This is a genomic window from Bacillus sp. FJAT-52991 (assembly GCF_037201805.1).
GTDB classification, from domain to species: Bacteria; Bacillota; Bacilli; order Bacillales; family Domibacillaceae; genus Bacillus_CE; species Bacillus_CE kandeliae.
In genome coordinates, this window is the sequence record NZ_CP147404.1 from 2,486,264 (window position 1) to 2,506,569 (window position 20,306).

The 20,306-nt window shown below is 40.1% G+C and carries 16 protein-coding genes, 1 other RNA gene and 2 other annotated features (1 of these 19 cut by a window edge); of the genes, 1 reads left to right on the forward strand and 16 read right to left on the reverse strand.

All coding sequences use genetic code 11. The annotated features are described in order from the left end of the window. Positions 1-109 (reverse strand) — a binding site (T-box leader); it reaches 104 nt to the left of the window's first position. A 128-nt stretch (positions 110-237) separates the two neighbouring features. Further along, the gene (locus tag WDJ61_RS12850) at positions 238-2,190 is read left to right on the forward strand and encodes a sigma-70 family RNA polymerase sigma factor (RefSeq protein ID WP_338750332.1); all 1,953 of its coding nucleotides are present in this window, start codon (positions 238-240) and stop codon (positions 2,188-2,190) included. Positions 2,191-2,389: 199 nt separating this feature from the next. Here WDJ61_RS12850 and WDJ61_RS12855 read toward each other — a convergent pair whose 3' ends face one another. The 16 genes from WDJ61_RS12855 to WDJ61_RS12930 form a co-directional block, all read right to left on the reverse strand. After that, a complete protein-coding gene (locus tag WDJ61_RS12855) occupies positions 2,390-3,340 on the reverse strand; it encodes an ABC transporter permease (protein WP_338750334.1) in 951 nt (316 codons plus the stop codon). Then, on the reverse strand, positions 3,340-4,260 hold the full coding sequence (locus WDJ61_RS12860; RefSeq protein ID WP_338750336.1) for an ABC transporter ATP-binding protein: 921 nt from the start codon (positions 4,258-4,260) through the stop codon (positions 3,340-3,342). The genes WDJ61_RS12855 and WDJ61_RS12860 overlap by 1 nt, the downstream gene beginning before the upstream one ends. Next, positions 4,257-4,961, reverse strand: a complete 705-nt coding sequence (locus tag WDJ61_RS12865; RefSeq protein WP_338750338.1) for an ABC transporter ATP-binding protein — start codon at positions 4,959-4,961, stop codon at positions 4,257-4,259. The genes WDJ61_RS12860 and WDJ61_RS12865 overlap by 4 nt, the downstream gene beginning before the upstream one ends. Then, on the reverse strand, positions 4,954-5,334 hold the full coding sequence (locus WDJ61_RS12870) for a GntR family transcriptional regulator (protein WP_338750340.1): 381 nt from the start codon (positions 5,332-5,334) through the stop codon (positions 4,954-4,956). The genes WDJ61_RS12865 and WDJ61_RS12870 overlap by 8 nt, the downstream gene beginning before the upstream one ends. Positions 5,335-5,337: 3 nt before the next feature. Next, complete coding sequence (locus WDJ61_RS12875; RefSeq protein ID WP_338750342.1) at positions 5,338-6,114, reverse strand: hypothetical protein; 777 nt, start codon at positions 6,112-6,114, stop codon at positions 5,338-5,340. A gap of 132 nt (positions 6,115-6,246) precedes the next feature. Next, a complete protein-coding gene (locus WDJ61_RS12880; RefSeq protein ID WP_338750344.1) occupies positions 6,247-7,008 on the reverse strand; it encodes a tRNA threonylcarbamoyladenosine dehydratase in 762 nt (253 codons plus the stop codon). 220 nt (positions 7,009-7,228) lie between these two features. After that, positions 7,229-7,418, reverse strand: a non-coding RNA gene (gene ssrS, locus WDJ61_RS12885) — 6S RNA. A gap of 67 nt (positions 7,419-7,485) precedes the next feature. Further along, positions 7,486-9,261, reverse strand: coding sequence for an aspartate--tRNA ligase (gene aspS / locus WDJ61_RS12890; protein ID WP_338750346.1), 1,776 nt, complete (start codon positions 9,259-9,261; stop codon positions 7,486-7,488). A gap of 1 nt (position 9,262) precedes the next feature. Then, the gene (hisS, locus tag WDJ61_RS12895) at positions 9,263-10,540 is read right to left on the reverse strand and encodes a histidine--tRNA ligase (RefSeq protein ID WP_338750348.1); all 1,278 of its coding nucleotides are present in this window, start codon (positions 10,538-10,540) and stop codon (positions 9,263-9,265) included. Between the two features lie 80 nt (positions 10,541-10,620). Then, positions 10,621-10,845: a binding site (T-box leader), on the reverse strand. Between the two features lie 77 nt (positions 10,846-10,922). Beyond that, a complete protein-coding gene (dtd, locus tag WDJ61_RS12900; protein WP_338750350.1) occupies positions 10,923-11,363 on the reverse strand; it encodes a D-aminoacyl-tRNA deacylase in 441 nt (146 codons plus the stop codon). A gap of 12 nt (positions 11,364-11,375) precedes the next feature. After that, positions 11,376-13,565, reverse strand: coding sequence for a bifunctional (p)ppGpp synthetase/guanosine-3',5'-bis(diphosphate) 3'-pyrophosphohydrolase (locus WDJ61_RS12905; protein ID WP_338750352.1), 2,190 nt, complete (start codon positions 13,563-13,565; stop codon positions 11,376-11,378). A 300-nt stretch (positions 13,566-13,865) separates the two neighbouring features. After that, positions 13,866-14,381 (reverse strand): adenine phosphoribosyltransferase, encoded by a 516-nt coding sequence (locus WDJ61_RS12910; RefSeq protein WP_338750354.1) that lies wholly within the window; start codon positions 14,379-14,381, stop codon positions 13,866-13,868. Next, complete coding sequence (gene recJ, locus WDJ61_RS12915; protein WP_338750356.1) at positions 14,372-16,732, reverse strand: single-stranded-DNA-specific exonuclease RecJ; 2,361 nt, start codon at positions 16,730-16,732, stop codon at positions 14,372-14,374. Before recJ ends, WDJ61_RS12910 begins: the two co-directional genes overlap by 10 nt. 102 nt (positions 16,733-16,834) lie before the next feature. Then, entirely contained in the window at positions 16,835-17,128 is a 294-nt protein-coding gene (locus WDJ61_RS12920) for a lipopolysaccharide assembly LapA domain-containing protein (RefSeq protein WP_338750358.1), read from the reverse strand. A gap of 372 nt (positions 17,129-17,500) precedes the next feature. Continuing rightward, positions 17,501-19,765, reverse strand: coding sequence for a protein translocase subunit SecDF (gene secDF, locus WDJ61_RS12925; RefSeq protein WP_338750360.1), 2,265 nt, complete (start codon positions 19,763-19,765; stop codon positions 17,501-17,503). A 142-nt stretch (positions 19,766-19,907) separates the two neighbouring features. After that, on the reverse strand, positions 19,908-20,219 hold the full coding sequence (locus tag WDJ61_RS12930; RefSeq protein WP_338750362.1) for a post-transcriptional regulator: 312 nt from the start codon (positions 20,217-20,219) through the stop codon (positions 19,908-19,910). Between the last annotated feature and the right edge of the window lie 87 nt (positions 20,220-20,306).

Genomic DNA, 20,306 nt, shown 5'->3' on the forward strand with positions numbered 1-20,306 from the left:
AGGTAGCTTCTCAGAAGTGCGCTTCATTTAGATTCGGCTATCAGGCTTCCACCATCCCCGACTCGCTTTCAGACTTTATCTAAACTACTCTCTTCATCATGGAAATTTTCAATATTTTTTGATATTATATACAATTGTTTTGGAAAATTCAAATCAATTTTTCTTAAGTTTTTTCAAAAAAATAAAACTAAATGAGCTACTTCTTGCTCTTATTTATTGAAAGCGAGGAATAAAACAATGAATGATGATGATTTAGTGATAAAAGCGCAAGCTGGTGATCATCAAGCCTTTCAACAGCTGATCGAAACCCACCGTTCAACTTTATATCGCTATGCCCGATATTATTCAATGAACGCATACGATGCAGAAGAGCTTGTTCAAGAAACGATTTTCCGGGCCTATATCGCTCTTCCCCAGTTAACACATCCGGAACGTTGTGTCAGCTGGATGAAGACGATCATGTTACGTTACGCCATATCATTGACGAATAAACGAAAAAGACTTGTGGTGAATGAAGCTGTTGTCCAAAACCGTTTAGATTCGTATACGGCAAGTTATGATGAAACGCTATACTTAAAAGAAGCTCTTGAATATTTAGACGAAAAATACCGAAGAACACTAGTGCTAAAATATTTCCATGACTATACTCTCCAAGAGATTGCTAATATTCTAGATTGTCCAATCGGTACAGTAAAAACTCATATTTATCAAGGTTTAAATAAACTTAAAAATTATTTTGGAATTGCAGAAGAACGTGCAATTGAGAGGAAAATATATATGTTAAAAGACCAATTAAAGAAAAAAGCACAAACGATTGGAAATATCCCAACCAACTATGAGCTTGAAATTGAAGATTACCGAGATCATGAAACAGACAGCCGTGCTCTCTATATATGGAAGGATCCAAATGATGATGACAAGGGGATTTGGATCGAATTAGACAAAGAGGGCCATTTAATCGATTTAACAAATGATGCTTCTTCAGAAAGAACTGGCGATTCCTTATCAAACGAACAATTAAAAGAACTCGCCTTACAATTTGTGATGGATCATTATCCAGATGCACCGAAATCTTTTACCTTTGAAAAAATAGTAACAACACAGGATGATCGCTTGCGGTTTACATACAAACAAAAAGAATTGGAATTATTTCTCCCTGACACCGGATTTTCTGTTGATATCACAAGGAGCGGTGAAATTGTGTGTTTTCGTTACCATGGCAAGGCCAAAAAAATTGTTTATCCTGAAAAAATCATCCATAAAGAGGACGCAAGAAGTACATTATTAAATGAATTGGAAATGGAGACGATGATCATCGTTCTTCACAAGGGATTGTATGAAGATGGTGATGATTTGCCACATCTCATATTTGAAGCAAACTTGCGATTTCATCAAATACTTGCTAATGGTCAAACCTCAGAAATCGAGCGAGAAGAAGAGACATCTAAGGAACTTCTCCCTTTGTCAAAACCATCAAAAACGACAACCAAAGATGTTGATGCTTTTATCGGCTTGGACCGTTCCGTTTTCACCATCATTCGCGAGCGAGATATGGGGGATACAATCGGTACAGTCTGGCGGATAGGTGAAGAAGAACCAGAGATCACTAGTCGTACTCTAGACAGCTTTTTTCAGCAAAGAAATGACCATACCATTAAACTGAAAACAGCTAAAGATAGTGGACAGTTAAAAGGAATGTTTTCTTTCTTGAAACGACAAGGAGCTCTACAATTAAGCCTCGATGAATGTGAAGATATCGCCCTGCAGTTTTTATATCACCTTTACCCAAAAGCAGATCAGTATTTCCGCATGAAGCCAGAACCGGCAGAGGACGAGACAAGTGCTTGGTTTCATTTTGAATTATATCATGGAGGCATTCACACAAGATTCGGGTTCGTTAGCATAACAGTTAATCGAACGACTGGGTACATTGATCAGTACTTTGGGCCGGATATCCATCCTGATTGCATCACCTCTCTTCCTCATGAACCGACTGTTTCAGAGGAAGAAGCAAAAGAATTATTCACTCGCTTTTTTGACGTCGAGCTGCAATGGGAAAAGAAATATATGGAGGACGATCAAGGTTATTATCAGCTTGTGTACAAGCCGGTATACCCAGATCTTGCAGGTGAATTAGCGTTTATTGAAGCAGAAAGTGGGGAAGTCATCATAAAGAAAGATTGCTATTGATCAGTAAAGCCTGCTAATGAAAGCAGGCTATTTTTTTCATGATTCCAGACACTGATTTACTGAATCTATCAATGTTTATACTGACAAACGGCTTTGATTTACTGACTTTATGCTACTTTTTCATGACTTATCTAGTTTTTTACTGAATGAGTTACTATGTTACTAAAAAAGCACCTCCTATCAATGGAGGTGCCAAGCATTACGCAGCCACATCTCTTTTCGAAAAGATAAAGAAGGCTAACAAGTGAAAAATAATAAAGTAAACAGCAAGGACAGTGAGGGAGAATCCCATGGTCATGCCTTCCACCATCACTTGCCCCGTTTCGTACCCCATTAAGTTCGTATTGGCAAATAATAAGTATTTCGCCCAATCATATTTCATGGCAATCATCATCGTAGCAGTAGAACCCATAGATAATAGGAATAGCGAAATACCAACTGCTAATGAGCTATTGCGGAAGGCTGCTGAGATCATAAATGCCATCGTCGCAACCATAAAGATATCGATCGATGTTAATAAGTAAACTTTCAATAAGTAAAGGATTAAATTTTGTTCAACGACCTTTCCACCTTCATAAGCAAGATGGACAGATTCACCGGATGTTCCGAATAATATCGCACCGATTAAAGAGGAGAATAAGAATAAAATGCCAATCATAAATAATCCGAATAAAACAACCGTTATATATTTAGAAAAAAGAATTTTTGAACGGCTAAGCGGGCGAATTAACAGCAATTTAATCGTTCCCCAAGTATATTCACTAGCGACAATTCCTGCGGCAACAATAATCATAAATAAACCGGCAAAACCAATGAATGATGTACTGTCATCTACAAATGACCACATCGTTGTTTTCGTATCTAATGGAACATTTTCAGCTAAACGGTATTCATTAATTTTGATTTCCTCTTGGATTTGTTCTTTTTGATCTTTCGTCATATCTGGATAGTCTTGCAATTCTTTTTGTAAAGCAGCTATATCGGCTTGCACAACTTCTTCCCACTCTGGTTGCTTTCCTTTTTGTTTACTTTCGTCATATTTTAAATAAGCCGCAAAAGCACTGACCATTAAAATCAACAAGCCAATCATGACGTACGTTCCAGGTCGTTTGAACACCTTGATCCATTCGTTTTGTACTAACCGAAACATTAGACGACTACCCCCTGTTTCTCTGTAATTTCTAAGAATCGTTCTTCTAGTGATTTGGATACTTGTTTCACTTCATAGATGCGAATGCCTCTTTCCGCAAGCAACATAATGATATCTGGAATTTGCTCCTTGTCACTTTCAATTACAAGGCGACCTTCCACAATTTTCGCTTGCCCCCCTGGAAAGAATTGCTTAATGTATTTCACCGCATCCTCCACATGGTTCACTTCAAAGGAATACATCTCTATCTCTTCTTCCATCCAATTATGGACAGATTGCACATCCACTAATTTTCCTTTTTGAATAATCGCGATCCGATCACACATCATTTCCATCTCTGCTAATAAGTGACTCGATACGATGACAGCCAAGCCTCTCTTTTCTGCTAGTTCTCTCACATGTTGACGAATTTCTTTAATCCCCGCTGGATCTAATCCATTCGTTGGTTCATCCAAAATCAATACTTTCGGGTCATGAAGAAGTGATTGAGCAATCCCAAGACGTTGACGCATACCAAGAGAGTACGTCTTCACTTTGTCATTGATACGATCACTTAGTCCGACAAACTTCACCACTTCATCAATCTTTTCCTTAGTGATTCCTCTATGCATGCGAGCATATTGTTGCAGATTTTCATAACCGGATAAAAACTTATACATTTCTGGATTTTCAACGATCGCTCCAATATTCTCAACAGCCTTCTCAAAATCTTTTTGAATGCTGTGGCCGCAAATAACGATATCGCCTTCTGATAATTTCATTAAGCCAACGATCATTCGAATCGTTGTCGTTTTCCCAGCTCCGTTTGGTCCAAGAAATCCAAACACTTCTCCTTTTTGAATATTAAAGCTAAGTGAATCGATAATTTTCTTCCCTTTAATTGTTTTCGAGACATTTTTCAATTCCACTACTGTGGTCATGATTGCCCCTCCTTCACAAAATTATTTTTCAGCCATTGTAAAACAGAAATTCCTTGTTCCTCGCGAAGAGTCTCCACATGGCAATGAGCTTTGATGCGGCCCTCTTCGATCACTATCGCTTCATCCAAAATCGGTTCAATTTCAGTAATTTCATGGGTTGTTATAATGACCGTTTGCTCTCCAAAATCGATAAAAGAAACAAGTCCCTTCACAATCGTATCTCTGACCATCGGATCAAGACCGATGAATGGTTCATCTAATAACAGCACAGGTGCCTGACGGGAAAGGACAAGTAAAAGCTTGAGACGACCTTGTTGCCCCTTGGAGAGCTTAGCTATTTTCTGATCGGGATCTAGCTCTAAAAACACTTGCAATTCCTGTGATTTTTCCATAGAAAAATCTGGATACTGCGTAGAGAAATAATCGATCATTTGTCTTACTTTTAAGGCAGGATAAATCATTCCCTCACTGGCAAGGAAGGCCACTTCTGAAGCAATGCTTCGATCTACTCGACGACCATTGATCAACACTTCTCCTTTTGTCGGGAAAACAAGCCCAGCCCCCATCTTCATCATCGTTGACTTTCCGCTGCCGTTCGGGCCAAGAATGCCGTACACTTTGCCTTTTTCAAAGTTGAGGGTCATGTCATCCAATGCTTTTCTTCTACCATATTGCTTAGAGACATGTTTAAACTCAATCATTTCCTTCCCCCTCTCCGCTTAAAAATTGGTCAATCGCTTCAGTGATTTCACTATCCTTTACACCAATCCCGCGCATATTTTGAATAAACTGTTGAATCATTTCTTGCTGGATATTCACTCTTAATTTCCGTTTCATCTCCGTCTGTTCGGTCATAAAGGTCCCCTGCCCTCTTTTAGATTCCACGACGCCCATACGCTCCAACTCCCCATACGTTCTTTGAATGGTATTCGGATTCACTCCCGACTGAATCGCCATTTCCCTAACGGAAGGCAGCTTTTCTCCTGCCTGTATTTCTCCACGAACAAACTGCTGAATAATCCGATCGGCGATTTGACTATAAATTGGTTTAGATGTTTTAAATTCTTCAACCATTGATTACACCTCTACTTTCCGATCGAGCAACCAGCAAGATACGATATATAAACCGGCTATATACAACAAGGAAAAGATGATTGGCCATATTTGAACGCCTCCTGCAGAGAAGGAACTCCCGAACCCAGATCCCATTAAAACAGGCTCTAGCCAATCGGACACTGGAATTACCCAACTATCAAATAATTGTTGAATGATTGGCTGATCAATAAACCAACTAATCAGCCCTTGCATCACCAGATAAATCACGATAACGAGAAGCCAGCGAAATTTCTTTAATGCTGGAAATACATTGAGCGAGTGATAGATCGACCATAAAAACAATCCTAAAAAAGTAAAACAGAGTGCTGCTAATAAAATAATTCCATTAAAGATAAATCCGTCTGCATAAGGGATGCTTCCATCTGAAGTCTTAATAAATTCTGATGGAAATTTCACAAAAAACGTTCCTAATGTTAGCACATCGATTAAAATGAGCGAAGAAAGCGTAACTAACAAAGAAATCATTAGTTTAGAAAACATTAATTTAGATGCTCTCGCTGTTCCATGCAGCCAATATTGTCCCTTCTCTTCTTGCCTAAGCAAAGTCATCATCGCGATCGGCAATAGCACTATATGAAACATATAGGCAAAAAAAAGAAAGATAAAAATGGAATCGAAAATGCCTTGAGAAGCAAAAAACGCCGCTCCCCCAATAAGTAGTACGATCTCCGCTAATAATCCAACTAACAAAAGATCTTTCACTAATAAAAAATCCTTTTTTAACAATCCGAGAAACATGATTATCCCTCCGTGTATTACTGTACTAGTTACATAGTACACTAGGACAAAATAAGCCGTCAACCCTTTTTTTCCAAAAAACCCACCAAAAGATACAAAAAAGCCGCCCTGCAAAATGCAGGACGACTCATATTAATCACTTACACGGGTTACTTTAATATCTTTTAATTGTTCTCTGACGACATAGCTGGCCATGATTAAACCGCAAGTGGATGGAACAAAAGCATTAGAAGAAGGTGGCATTTTCGCTTTACGAATGTCCGCATCTTCCTTCCCAACAACTTTGCGAACATCTTCGCGAATGACAATAGGGCTCTCATCAGAAAAGACAACCGGAATGCCTTTTCTAATTCCTTCTTTACGCAAACGAGTGCGAATCACTTTAGCGATAGGGTCCGTGTGCGTTTTCGAAATATCGGTAATTTGAAAGCGTGTCGGGTCAAGCTTATTCGCCGCTCCCATGCTCGAAATGATCGGAATCTCGCGTCTTAAACACTCTTTCATTAAATGAATTTTATAAGAGATCGTATCCGATGCATCGACAACGAAGTCTAAGCCATAGCTAAAAAATTGCTCATACGTTTCTTCTGTATAAAACATTTTCAATGCAATGACTTCACATTCCGGGTTGATATCAGCAATTCGCGCTTTCATGACGTCTACTTTCGGCTCACCGACCGTTGATAATAAGGCAGGAAGCTGACGGTTTACGTTCGTAATATCAATCGTATCTTTATCTACAAGCAAAAGACGCCCCACACCAGAACGAGCAAGTGCTTCTGCCGAAAAGGAACCAACACCCCCAATACCGAGGATCGCCACCGTTGTATTTTTTAATCGTTCAAGCCCTTCCTTACCGAAGGCCAGCTCATTACGAGAAAATTGATGTAACATTTTAGGACCACTCCATGTCTTTATAGTCTGTTATTTCAGATAGGATTAATCATACTTGAAATCCAACCCTCATTCAATATCTTTCCCATCTTTCCGAATGAAAAAGTGGAGGACTTTTTACAGAATTTATCCGTACTTTTACTGATTACAGAAAAGGGACTGTCCAGAAAGTCAGTTTTTCACTGACTTTCTGGACAGTCCCTGATATTTAAGAAGAAGGGTAAGTCCCAATCGTGCCGTCCTATGGATCTATATGTTTTGAACCCGCTCTTCGCAGGTGGGTGTCCTGTGTTAAGTATTATACGTCCTCAAGCCATGGAGGCATGTACGCCACTTAAAAACTCGGACTCCCTAAACATATATTGTTCGGTCAAAACAGATAGTAAACGAAACGAACACATCAGGACTCACCGTTATTGAAGTAATGATAACACATCAATTATTTCATTTCAACTGATTAATTATCAAAAAATTCAATTACTTCTTCGCTGTTAATCGAACCGATAAATGTAATTCTTCTAGTTGATTATTGCTTACTTCACTCGGCGCATCCATCAATAAATCACTCGCACTCGCTGTCTTAGGGAAAGCAATGGTATCACGAAGATTTGTGCGGCCAGTTAATAGCATGACTAAACGATCCAGTCCAAGGGCAATTCCGCCATGTGGAGGCGTACCATATTCAAACGCTTCTAGTAAGAAACCAAACTGTTCTTTCGCTTGCTCATCAGTAAAACCAAGAAGCTTGAACATTTTTTCTTGAATGTCACGTTCAAAAATACGGATCGACCCGCCGCCTAGCTCATAGCCGTTTAAGACGATATCATACGCTTGTGCTTTTGCTGCTCCTGGGTTTTCATCAATGATCGCTAAATCTTCTCTAGCAGGCATTGTGAATGGATGGTGAGCTGCATAATAACGACCGTCTTCTTCATTGAACTCAAGCAATGGCCAGTCTGTTACCCATAGGAAGTTAAATTGATTTTCATCAATTAAGCCACGCTCTTTTCCAAGCTTCAAGCGAAGTGCGCCTAAAGCATCCGCTACGACTGACTTTTTATCCGCTACAAACATGAGTAAATCACCAGCTGTTGCTTCTGCTGCCGCTGAAATTTGCGCTTGTTCTTCTTCTGTGAAGAATTTAATGATTGGACCTTTTAACCCATCTTCCTCTACCTTCATCCAAGCAAGGCCTTTCGCCCCGTAAATTGCTGCAAATTCTGTTAAGTGGTCAATATCTTTACGAGAGTAATCGATGCCGCCACCTTTGACATTGATCATTTTCACTTGGCCGCCGCTTGATGCCGTGCTTGCAAATACTTTAAATCCTGAATCCTTGACGATCTCAGATACATCGATTAGCTCCATTCCAAAGCGAGTATCTGGCTTGTCTGAACCGAAACGGCTCATCGCTTCATCATATGTCATTCTTGGGAAGGCTTCCGCAATTTCTACACCTTTGACGCGTTTCATAATACGCTTTAACATATCTTCCGTCATCGCCATGATGTCTTCTTGACTCATAAAGCTTGCTTCAATATCAATTTGCGTAAACTCCGGCTGACGATCCGCACGCAAATCTTCATCACGGAAACAACGAGCAATTTGATAATAACGGTCAAAACCAGACACCATTAATAATTGCTTGAAAATTTGTGGAGACTGAGGCAACGCATAAAACTCACCATTGTGCACACGGCTCGGTACTAAATAATCACGCGCTCCTTCAGGTGTACTTCTCGTTAAAATTGGCGTTTCCACATCAAGGAAGCCATTTTCATCTAAATAATCACGCATCGTTTTTGTAATATCGCTGCGCATTTTGAATGTTTCATACATCGCTGGGCGACGAAGATCCATGTAACGATATTTTAAGCGAATGTCTTCTGACACTTCCATATCATCCTCAATCATAAACGGAGGTGTTTTCGCTTCGCTTAAAATCGTCACTTTTTCGACTTCAATTTCAATTTTTCCTGTCGCAATATTTCCATTGACTGTGCTCTCATCACGAGCAATGACTGTCCCTTGAATATCAAGCACATATTCATTACGGATCTTTTCAGCTAAAGCCAATGCTTCCGCAGACGTTTTTTGGTCGAATACAATTTGTACAATTCCTGTACGATCGCGAAGGTCGATGAAAATCACGCCGCCTAAATCTCTCCGGCGTTGTACCCAGCCTTTTAATGTAACCTTTTCTCCAATATGTTGCTCAGTGATTTCTCCACAATAATATGATCTACCAAACATGTTATTTTGCCTCCATCATTGTTTTCAATGCGTCTACTAATTGATCCAGCGCTACTTCTTGCTGTTCACCAGTTTGCATATCTTTTACATTTATTTTGTTTACTTGTAATTCATCTTCTCCAAGGATCGCCACGAAGCGAGCATGTAAGCGATCAGCTGCCTTGAATTGCGCTTTCATTTTGCGATCTTGATAATCTCGCTCCGCACTAATACCTGCTCGGCGCAAATCATACAACAGCTTAACTGTGTAATCCTTTGCTTCCTCTCCAAGGGAAACGAGGTAACAATCAAGACTGCTTTCAAATGGCCAATCGATGCCTTCTGCTTCAATCGCCGCAATCAATCGTTCGATACTGAAGGCAAAGCCAATACCAGGAACATCTGGCCCACCTAATTGACTAACTAATCCATTGTAGCGGCCACCTCCACATAACGTCGTGATCGCACCAAATCCCTCTGCCTCACTCATCACTTCAAACGCCGTATGATTGTAATAATCTAGCCCGCGAACGAGTGTAGGGTCAACGACAAAGTCAATGTTTAAAGCGGTTAAATACTTTTGCACCTTTTCAAAATACGTGCGAGAATAATCATTTAAATAATCAAGAATCGAAGGCGCTGTCGCCATTAATTCATGATCACGGTCCTTTTTACAATCAAGAATACGCAGTGGATTTTTTTCTAAACGGCTTTGGCAATCACCACAAAACTCTCCAATTCTCGGTTGGAAGTGCTGAACGAGTGCTTCTCTATGCGCCTTTCGACTTTCTACATCCCCTAAGGAATTGACGACTAATTTAATTTGTTTTAATCCAGCCGCTTCATAAATATCCATTACAAGCGCTAATACTTCCGCATCAATCGCTGGGTCCTCACTGCCAATCGCTTCAATTCCAAATTGAACAAACTGACGATAACGGCCAGACTGCGGGCGTTCATAGCGGAACATAGGGCCATTATAGAAAAGTTTCGTTGGCTGATTGGGATCGCCAAACATTTTATTTTCCACGAATGAGCGCACAACTGCGGCTGTGCCTTCTGGGCGAAGCGTTAAGCTTCGATCACCGCGATCCTTAAACGTATACATTTCTTTTTGAACGATGTCGGTCGTGTCTCCCACGCTTCGTTGAAATAATTCCGTATGTTCAAAAATCGGTGTCCGAATTTCTTTATATTGATAATTTCGACACACTTCTTTAGCAATTTGTTCAACATATTGCCACTTCTCTACCGTTCCAGGTAAAATATCCTGCGTGCCGCGCGGAATTTTTACGCTCACAATGATTTCCTCCTTTTATTCAACGCTCCGATGAGTCAACAGGCGTTTTTTTCCAAAATAAAAAACTCTCATCCCTAAAGAAAAGGGACGAGAGTTTGTTTCCCGTGGTACCACCCTAGTTAAAGCTAGTCATCTAGCTTTCACTTTTCCAGTTAACGCCTGCTACACGTTTCCCCCTACTATTGTATTCAAGGAAAAACCTAAGGAGTGTTCGTTCATTAAGTCGCAACAAAAATGCTTTCAGCCAAGGCATTTCTTCTCTGCAGAAACGGGTCTTAACTACTTTTCTCCCTCAACGGTTGACTCATTTACTTTTAGTAATGCTCCTATTATAAAAAACTTTTTACAGGCATTCAAGCTTCTTTTTCAAGCTGGCTGTGTATTACTTGCTTTCTACAATCAACGTGACGGGTCCATCATTCACAAGCGACACATCCATCATCGCCCCGAACACGCCCGTTTCTACATGAACGCCTTTTTCCTGCAGCTTCTCATTAAATAGGTCATACAGTTGCTTTGCTTGTTCTCCTTTTGCCGCCGCCATAAAGTTGGGACGACGCCCTTTGCGGCAATCCCCATAAAGGGTAAATTGAGAAACAGATAAAATCGAACCGCCCACATCCATTAATGAATGATTCATTTTTCCTGATTCATCCTCAAAGATTCGTAAATGTATAATCTTATCTGCTAAATAGCTAACATCTTCTTCGCTATCTTCATGCGTCACGCCAACTAGCAAGACAAGCCCGCTATCAATTTGGCCAACGGTTTCACCTTCGACTGTGACCGAAGCTTTTTTGCTTCGCTGCAAAACCACTTTCATCATCCAACACCCTTAATTTAAAATTCTGCGCACGGAATAAATATCCGGAATTTGTTTAATTTTCTCAACCACTTTATGAAGGTGACTAATATTATGAATATAAATAGTCATATCAATTTTCGCGACTTTATTGCGGTCTGATCGTCCAGAGACAGCTGAAATATTCGTTTTTGATTCACTCACTGCCTGTAATACTTCATTTAACAGACCTTGACGATCATATCCGGAGATTTCAATTTCCACCATGTATTCTTTCTGATGATCCGCTCCGCCTTCCCATTCGACTGGAATAAGACGGTTAGACGATTCTTCATCGACGACATTTAAACAATCTTCACGGTGGACCGACACCCCACGCCCCTTTGTAATATAGCCAACGATATCATCACCGGGCACTGGGTTACAACAACGCGATAGACGAATCAACAAGTTGTCGACTCCCTTCACTGTAACACCTGAACTTTTCTTATTAGATGAAGTTTGAGGCTTCAGCTCTTTCATCGATTCCTGAATCGCCGCTTCTTGATCGCGCATTTTCCGTAGCTTTTCTGTTAAACGATTCACCACTTGAAGGGCCGTAATCCCATTGTAGCCGACAGCTGCATACATATCTTCTTCGTTCGTAAAGTTGAACTTCTCTGACACTCGCTTCACATTTTCAGAAGTGATGACTTCTTTCACATCAAAGCCCATATTTTTAATTTCTCGTTCGACTTGCTCTCGGCCTTTTTCTACATTCTCTTCACGATTTTGCTTTTTGAAAAATTGTTTAATTTTATTTTTCGCCTGTGAAGTTTGAGCCATCTTCATCCAATCTTTGCTTGGTCCATAAGAATGCTTTGAGGTTAAAATTTCAATAATGTCGCCCGTTTTCAATTTATAATCGAGCGTCACCATTTTTCCATTCACTTTTGCCCCAATGGTCTTGTTGCCAATCTCTGAATGAATGCGGTAAGCAAAATCAAGCGGGACAGAACCAGCTGGTAGTTCAATGACGTCTCCTTTAGGAGTGAACACAAACACCATGTCAGAAAATAAATCAAGCTTTAATGACTCCATAAATTCTTCCGCATCTGCTGAATCATTTTGGTATTCTAAAATTTCGCGGAACCACGTCATTTTTTTATCAAAGGAGGCCTTTTCATCAACCGTGTGGCCCTCTTTATACGCCCAGTGAGCAGCTACCCCATATTCAGCAATTTGATGCATCTCCGTCGTACGAATTTGCACTTCTAACGGATCACCCTTAGGTCCAATCACCGTCGTATGAAGCGATTGATACATATTCGTCTTCGGCATCGCAATATAATCTTTAAATCGTCCTGGCATTGGCTTCCAGCATGTATGGATAATGCCAAGCACAGCATAACAATCTTTAATACTATCAACAATGATTCGAACCGCTAATAAATCATAGATCTCGTTGAACTGCTTATGTTGAAGAGCCATTTTTCTGTAAATACTATAAATATGCTTTGGTCGGCCAGATAAATCTGCTTTTATATCTAAATCATTTAGACGATCCCTGACTTCATCGATGACTTCTTCTAAGTATAGCTCGCGTTCAGCTCGTTTTCGTTTCATTAAGTTCACAATCCGGTAATATTGCTGCGGATTTAAGTAACGAAGAGCTGTATCTTCAAGCTCCCACTTAATTTTAGAAATCCCTAGACGATGAGCTAAAGGCGCAAAGATCTCTAATGTTTCATTGGAAATTCTCCGCTGTTTCTCTTGAGGCAAATGCTTTAACGTCCTCATGTTGTGCAAGCGATCGGCTAATTTAATTAAAATCACACGAATATCCTGCGCCATTGCTACAAACATTTTTCGATGGTTCTCTGCTTGTTGCTCTTCCTTCGATTTATATTTAATTTTCCCGAGTTTGGTCACGCCATCTACTAGCATCGCAACCTCTGCACCAAACTCTTTCTCCATATCCTCAAGCGTCACTTCTGTATCTTCCACTACATCATGCAAAAAACCAGCGGCAACCGTATATGGGTCCATCTCTAAGTCAGCTAGGATCCCCGCTACTTGAATCGGATGAATGATATACGGTTCACCTGATTTACGATACTGCTCCTTATGCGCTTCTTGTGCATACACATAAGCTTTTCTCACAAATTCTACATGTTCTGGGTTTAAATACGCGCTCGTTCGTTCAATCACTTGTTCGGCGGTTAGCACCCGATCATTCGCCATATGTTTACTCACCTTTGCCATGTTTAAAGTATTTTTCTTTTCAAAAAGAATCTAATTGTTCCTATTATCGAAAAAAAAAGAAGAGATGTAAAGTCATCTTACAAATTTTCTAAAAAAACAAGAGAGTCTGTCGAGAAATGTCTCTTTTTTCTCGATTACAGATAGAGCCTTAAGTAAGCGATCTTAAAGCATAATGTTGATTTTGACTCATTTAAATGAAACGAAAACGATCGAAGTCAACATCATTGTTTAGCAAAACCTCTATATAAAAAATGGACACAAAAAGTGCCCATTCTATGATCAATCATATGGAATCAACGTTAAAACATCATAACCGTCTAATTTGCTGCGCCCATTTAAATATTCAAGCTCAATTAAGAAAGCGATCCCTGCAACTACACCACCAAGCTGTTCTACTAGTTGAATCGTTGCTTCAATCGTTCCACCCGTCGCTAGCAAATCATCCGTAATTAACACGCGTTGCCCGGGTTTAACTGCGTCTTTATGAATCGTGAGTACATCTTTTCCATACTCTAAGCCATATTCGACTTTCACAGTTTCACGAGGAAGCTTTCCTTCTTTTCGAACCGGCGCAAAGCCAATTCCTAGAGAGTAAGCAACCGGACAGCCTACAATAAAGCCACGCGCCTCAGGACCTACGATTAAATCAATTTGTTTAGCTTTTGCGTACTCAACAATTTGATCCGTTGCATAGCGAAATGCATCTCCATTGTCCATTAATGGCGTGATGTCTTTAAATTTAATTCCTGGCTTCGGCCAATCCGGAACAATTTTAATAAATTGTCTTAAATCCATGTGTTAACTTCCTCCTTATTATCGACAGACAAGCGCTCTTCCAACCAATCTCTTAATTCTTGATAGGAAGAATATAAAAGTTTATTTTCTAATTCCAGTTGCATCTTCTTATTTTGATAAGACGGTGAATCCGTTAAGCTACGCTTAGCAGCCGCTGAATGCAACTCAATCATTCCATTATTTATTGTAACAAATTCTAACTCAGAAAACACTTTTGACATAAAATCGATCGTTTCTCTTGACCAGCCGCGATATTTCGCCAACTCGTTTCCATGTCGCTTTAAGTCAAAACTTTTTCGCTTCATTAAAAAAGCATAAAACCATTTAAAATGATCCCTCGTTGGCAGTGTACTGAAAAAATGAGAGTCCTTCTGATGAAAATGAACATAGATCCGTTCAGGCCGACCATTGGTAAACAAAGCTTCTATTAGTTCTATAGAGGGAGGCATGTCGATCAATACAATATTTTTTTGATCAATCGTCACTCGTTTTGCCTCTTCTATTTCAGTGATTTCAACGATCTCTGTTTGCCATCGGCCTAGATTTAGTTCTGTGATTGTCTCTTTTTTAAACACAATCAATACTCGATCTTGCGGCACTTGCTCAAGCCCCTTCTCAAATTGACGGTGTCCACGTGCATCAAACAGCTGCCATGTGTCCACTCGAAGATCTTGCAAAAAGAGCTGCGGCTTGCGAATGTTATTCCACTCATTAATGGACAATTCCCCAATGACAGAGACCTTTGATAATGGCGCAATATGATCGGCATAATGCCCCAAGCCAAAACCAATGCTATCAAGCGATGCGGCCTGATCCTCAAGTTGAAGCTTCAAATGCGTCTTATCCGAGCCAATTTTGCGCATAGAGGACAGGCCTACTTCTTCAATCAGCACTTTCGGTTTAGGGTTGGCCATCCCATATGGAGCGAGCGACTCCAGTTGTTCCACGACAGCTAAATCAACCTCTGTTAGCGGCACAGCTAGATCAAGCTCTGTGACTGGAATGAAATCTTCTGCCGTTAACTGTTCTTTCGCTAATTGACAAAGCCGCGATCTTAGCTCGTCCACATCAGCGATCTCAAGCGTCATCCCCGCTGCCATCGGATGACCACCAAAATGTGGAAGTAATTCGCGACAGGTAGATAAATTTTTAAATAAATCATACCCAGCAATGCTTCTTGCTGATCCTTTTGCCATTTTTGTTTCTGGATCAAAGCTCAGTACAATCGTCGGTCGATAAAACTTTTCAACGAGCCTTGAAGCAACAATTCCGATTACACCAGGATTCCAATTTTCTTTTCCAATGACGAGTACAGGGTATTGCTCAAGAGGATAATGTTCTTCCACCATCGCCAGTGCTTCTACCGTAATGTCATTAACAATTGTCTGGCGTTCTTTATTCATCGCATCAATTTCTTTCGCTAAATGTTGCCCCATCTCTTTTTCTTGCGTTAACAGTAACTCAACCGCTGGATCCGCATCCGACAGTCTTCCCACCGCATTAATACGCGGGGCAATCATAAAGCCTACTGTTTCTTCATTGATCGCCTCTTTTTTCGTCGCCGTCAATTTACATAATGCTTCAATGCCAGGTCGAGTCGTTTGTTGCAGCTTTTTCAAACCCGCTTTCGCGATCGTTCGATTCTCTCCTGTTAACGGAACAAGGTCGGCAATCGTGCCAATCGCGGCTAAATCAAGAAGATGCTCTGGCACATGACCATAAAGGGCATGTGCTACTTTAAAAGCAACTCCTACCCCTGCTAAATAAGCAAATGGATAATCTCCTTCCGGATGCTTTGGATGGATGATCGCCAATGCTTCCGGTAATTCCGGACCCGGCTCATGATGATCGGTAATAATTAAATCGATCCCAAGCTCCTTCGCAATTCTCGCTTCTTTTACGGCAGCGATCCCCGTATCCACAGTAATAATTAAACGAAATCCACTGTCATGAGCCCAGCGAAACGCTCCCTCATTTGGTCCGTACCCTTCTGTAAAGCGATTCGGAATATAAAATTCCACATTCGCACCTAAATCTTGCAGAGCGGTCATCATGACGGATGTACTACTTACTCCATCGGCGTCGTAGTCTCCGAAGATGAGGATCGGTTCCTCATTTTCTATCGCTGTTTGAATTCGATTAACAGCTTCAACCATCCCTTTTAGTAAAAAAGGATCGTGAAAATTGTTATCTTTATCAAATAAAAAATGCCGGGCAGACTCTTCATCAGTGAGGCCACGGTTTATAAGCAAGGAAGCCAACAATGGGCTTATAGCTAATTTTTCACATAATTGATCTCGCATTTCTTCGTCCGTTTGACGAACAATCCAGCGGGTTTTTGATTTTAACATATAGTCACCCCTTAACCTTCTCATTATACAAGAGTAAAAATGGGGTTTCAATGAGCAGAATTTGTTTCCTTCACATCGTGTTCATGAAAAAAAGACCTTATTTCAGGTCTTTTTGATCGAATTCTTTGTATATGATGCTGTTTGTTCTTTTTTTAATTCTTCAATTTCATGGATTAATACTCTATTTTGCTTTTTCAAACTAACCGTTCGAAACACACTTAATGAGGCAGAAACGACCCCACCCATCAAAACAGAAAAGAGAATCACGAGCACGAGCGGCCAATCAGCCTGTCCAAATAAATAATTAACTGTTACTGGTTCTACATTAATCACAGCAAAAATAGAAATGATCAGTGCAAAAACAACACCTAACAATAAATTAAATTGTACTTTCATGACCTCTCCCACCTTTTATAAAAAAATAAGTACATACCATATTATGATTACTATGGATTGTACCATACCTTTCTGGCGATGAATATAACATAATATTTTCAATTTTTAAATATTTATTCATAAACACAAAAATGCGGCCAAAGAAATAATCCTTTGACCGCTTTTCTTGGCTAGCTTCGCATTTCGTTTTCCTTTATCTCGTGCGAAGTGCTCCAGTCCATACGTCGCTAAACGGCGTCTTCCGCTTTTCTTTTTGTCCAGCTTCGCCTCCTAGACACTCGAGTCAAATGTTCTGCCGCTTGCAAGACTACCGTCTTTCCAGCGCCAGAACATTTGCTTGTCGTGTCTGGACAGTCGGCTCCGCTTTTCTTTTTACACTTGTGGTTCGTCGCTCCACCGTTTTTTCTCTTTATACGTAATAAGTACGCCTTTTTTCTTTAATTCTTTTTTCTTCCATACAAGCCATAGTTGAGCCGCGATGAAAAGAGAAGAGTACGTTCCAGAAATTAGGCCGACTAATAGAGCGATAGAGAAGTTTAAGATCGAGTCGCTTCCGAAAACAATTAAAGCAACAACAGTGATCACTACCGTCATTACAGTGTTCACAGAGCGCGTAAATGTTTGACGCAAGCTCTTGTTAACAATGTCTTCAAGCTCTTGTTCTGTTTTGATTTTACGTTTTTTCGCTAAGTTCTCACGCATCCGGTCAAACGTAACAATCGTATCGTTAATGGAGTAACCGATAATCGTTAAAACAGCCGCTATAAACGTAACGTCTACTTCTAAACGAGTTAAACTGAAGAAAGCGACAATGAAAAAGGCATCATGCAATAAGGCAATAATCGCCCCTAAAGCCATGTATATTTCAAAACGGAGAGTTACATATAACACAATTCCTAATGAAGCAATGACTAATGCAATGATCGCGTTTTTGGCCAATTCCTTCCCAACGACTGGTGATACAGTGCTGATGTTTGGCTCACTACCATACACTTTAGTAAAGTGATCCTTCACTTGAGCAACTTCTTTTTGTGAAAGGGATTCTTTAAATCGAGCTACACCTATGTTTTTCTGATCCCCTGAGATCACAATATCATCGGTTGTTAAATTTACTTTTTCCAATTCCGCTTGAATGATCTCTTCAGTCAACGGTTTATTTGCCGTAATTTCCATACGCGTTCCGCTTGAGAAATCAATTCCAAGATTTAAACGGAATACACTCAGAACAATCATTCCAGCGATGATAGCTACAATAGAAGCAGTGAAAAACTTACGATGATGTTTCACGAAATCAAAACGGTCAAATTTCGTTGGTAAATCAAGCGTGTCATAATTTTCACTAATATCTTTAATATCTTTTTTGTTCACACCAAACCAGCCTGGCTTATCTTTGAACAAGCCACTTTGAACGAACAAACTAAGAAGTAAACGAGAGCCCCAAATCGCTGTGATAAAGCTGACAAAGATACTGATGATGAGCATTGTCGCAAACCCTCTAACCGAGCTTGTTCCAAAATAAAACAGCACTCCACCGGCTAAAAGGGTTGTGATATTCGCATCCAGAATCGTTAAGAAAGAGTTTTTATTCCCTTCTTTAAAAGCAGCTTTAATCGAGCGCCCTACTTTTATTTCTTCTTTGATCCGCTCATACGTAATAATATTGGCATCGACAGCCATACCGACCCCGAGAATGAGGGCGGCTATACCAGGTAAGGTGAGCACTCCATTCATCCAGTCAAAAATCAACAAAATTAAGTAAATATAAACAGATAGTGTAATGGTTGCGACAAAGCCTGGTAAACGGTAATAGAAAAGCATAAATAGGAAAATAATCGCGATCCCTACAATTCCTGCAAGTACCGTCTGATCAAGGGCTTTTTCTCCAAATGAAGCCCCAACTGAAGTGGAATAAATCTCATCTAGCTTAACAGGTAAAGCACCGGCCTTTAAGATCGAAGCAAGACTCTTCGCTTCTTCTAAAGTGAATGTCCCTGTAATCGCCACTTCATTTGTATTAAATACTTCTCCCACAGTCGCTACAGAAATAAACTTGGGATTTTCCTTTTGAACTTCCTTCGCATAGGAATCTTTACCTTCTTCAAAATCCAACCAAATGACCATCTGGTTCATTGGCGCTAAGCTTAAAACATGCTCAGTAACTTCTTTAAATTTCTTCTTATCCTTTAGTTGTACAGCTACACTTGGATTACCCTTGTCATCAAAAGATTGCTTCGTTCCCTTTCGAACAATATCTTGTCCGTCCATCAGCAAGTTATCATTCACATCACGGAAACTAAGGTTCGCTTCTGTGGACAACAGCTCGCGCGCTTCATTTTGATCCTCTACACCTGCAAGCTGAACGCGAATGCGGTTTCCTTCTTCTACTTGAATATTTGGCTCACTGACCCCTAGTACGTTAATCCGCTTATCGAGCGCATCGACGGTATCAGTTACCACATCCTTCGTTATCTCTTGCCCTTCTTTCATCGGCTTCACTTCATAAAGAACTTCAAAGCCTCCTTGAAGGTCCAGCCCAAGCTTAATATCCTTCACAATGTCCTTCGCCGTAAGCCCAATAGTACTAGCGAGTAACAGCACGATGAGAAAAAAGGCTACGATCCGGCTGCGTTTTACCATTATGTAAATTCCTCCTTAACCATATAAAACTTAAAAGATATGGAATAGTCCTCACTCATTTAAAAAATTCTGGTAAAAGGATACCAGAATTCCTTAACAAAACTATTATGAAGCAGAAAATAACTCGTGTCAATTTATGGACTCATGGCTTTTTCGGACGAAATAACTCCTGTAGCTCTTCATGGTTGACTTCCTCTAGCCAATTGGGGGAACGATAGGCTTCCACTGTAGCAAAATTCATATAATCAATGGCTTTCGTCGATACAATATCAGCTACGAGTTGATAAATATGAACGTCTTGCTCTGGTTTCTTCCACTTCTTCTTCGTTAAGTACTCCCATAATGATGGAATATCAATGGTTCCATAATTTAAAAGCCTGAACTCCTCTACCTTACTCCTTAACACTGGTAATAATTGCTGAAAATAAACTTCATAAGGGTGCTTATCTACCAAACTTCTCATCCCCTTTAGCTTAGAAGAACTGATGAACATGTCATGCTTGCCCACCTTTTAGGCATATACATAATATTGTAAAGCAAT

Bases quoted from the DNA above. Each gene is read 5' to 3' on its own strand.
- WDJ61_RS12880 (WP_338750344.1), bottom strand. From the start codon at position 7,008: ATGTTACATCAATTTTCTCGTAATGAGCTGGCCTTCGGTAAGGAAGGG.
- aspS (WP_338750346.1), bottom strand. From the start codon at position 9,261: ATGTTTGGTAGATCATATTATTGTGGAGAAATCACTGAGCAACATATT.
- WDJ61_RS12920 (WP_338750358.1), bottom strand. From the start codon at position 17,128: ATGAAAGTACAATTTAATTTATTGTTAGGTGTTGTTTTTGCACTGATC.
- WDJ61_RS12870 (WP_338750340.1), bottom strand. From the start codon at position 5,334: ATGGTTGAAGAATTTAAAACATCTAAACCAATTTATAGTCAAATCGCC.
- WDJ61_RS12865 (WP_338750338.1), bottom strand. From the start codon at position 4,961: ATGATTGAGTTTAAACATGTCTCTAAGCAATATGGTAGAAGAAAAGCA.
- WDJ61_RS12850 (WP_338750332.1), top strand. From the start codon at position 238: ATGAATGATGATGATTTAGTGATAAAAGCGCAAGCTGGTGATCATCAA.
- WDJ61_RS12910 (WP_338750354.1), bottom strand. From the start codon at position 14,381: ATGGATTTAAGACAATTTATTAAAATTGTTCCGGATTGGCCGAAGCCA.
- WDJ61_RS12875 (WP_338750342.1), bottom strand. From the start codon at position 6,114: ATGTTTCTCGGATTGTTAAAAAAGGATTTTTTATTAGTGAAAGATCTT.
- recJ (WP_338750356.1), bottom strand. From the start codon at position 16,732: ATGTTAAAATCAAAAACCCGCTGGATTGTTCGTCAAACGGACGAAGAA.
- WDJ61_RS12905 (WP_338750352.1), bottom strand. From the start codon at position 13,565: ATGGCGAATGATCGGGTGCTAACCGCCGAACAAGTGATTGAACGAACG.
- WDJ61_RS12860 (WP_338750336.1), bottom strand. From the start codon at position 4,260: ATGACCACAGTAGTGGAATTGAAAAATGTCTCGAAAACAATTAAAGGG.
- secDF (WP_338750360.1), bottom strand. From the start codon at position 19,765: ATGGTAAAACGCAGCCGGATCGTAGCCTTTTTTCTCATCGTGCTGTTA.
- dtd (WP_338750350.1), bottom strand. From the start codon at position 11,363: ATGAAAGTGGTTTTGCAGCGAAGCAAAAAAGCTTCGGTCACAGTCGAA.
- WDJ61_RS12855 (WP_338750334.1), bottom strand. From the start codon at position 3,340: ATGTTTCGGTTAGTACAAAACGAATGGATCAAGGTGTTCAAACGACCT.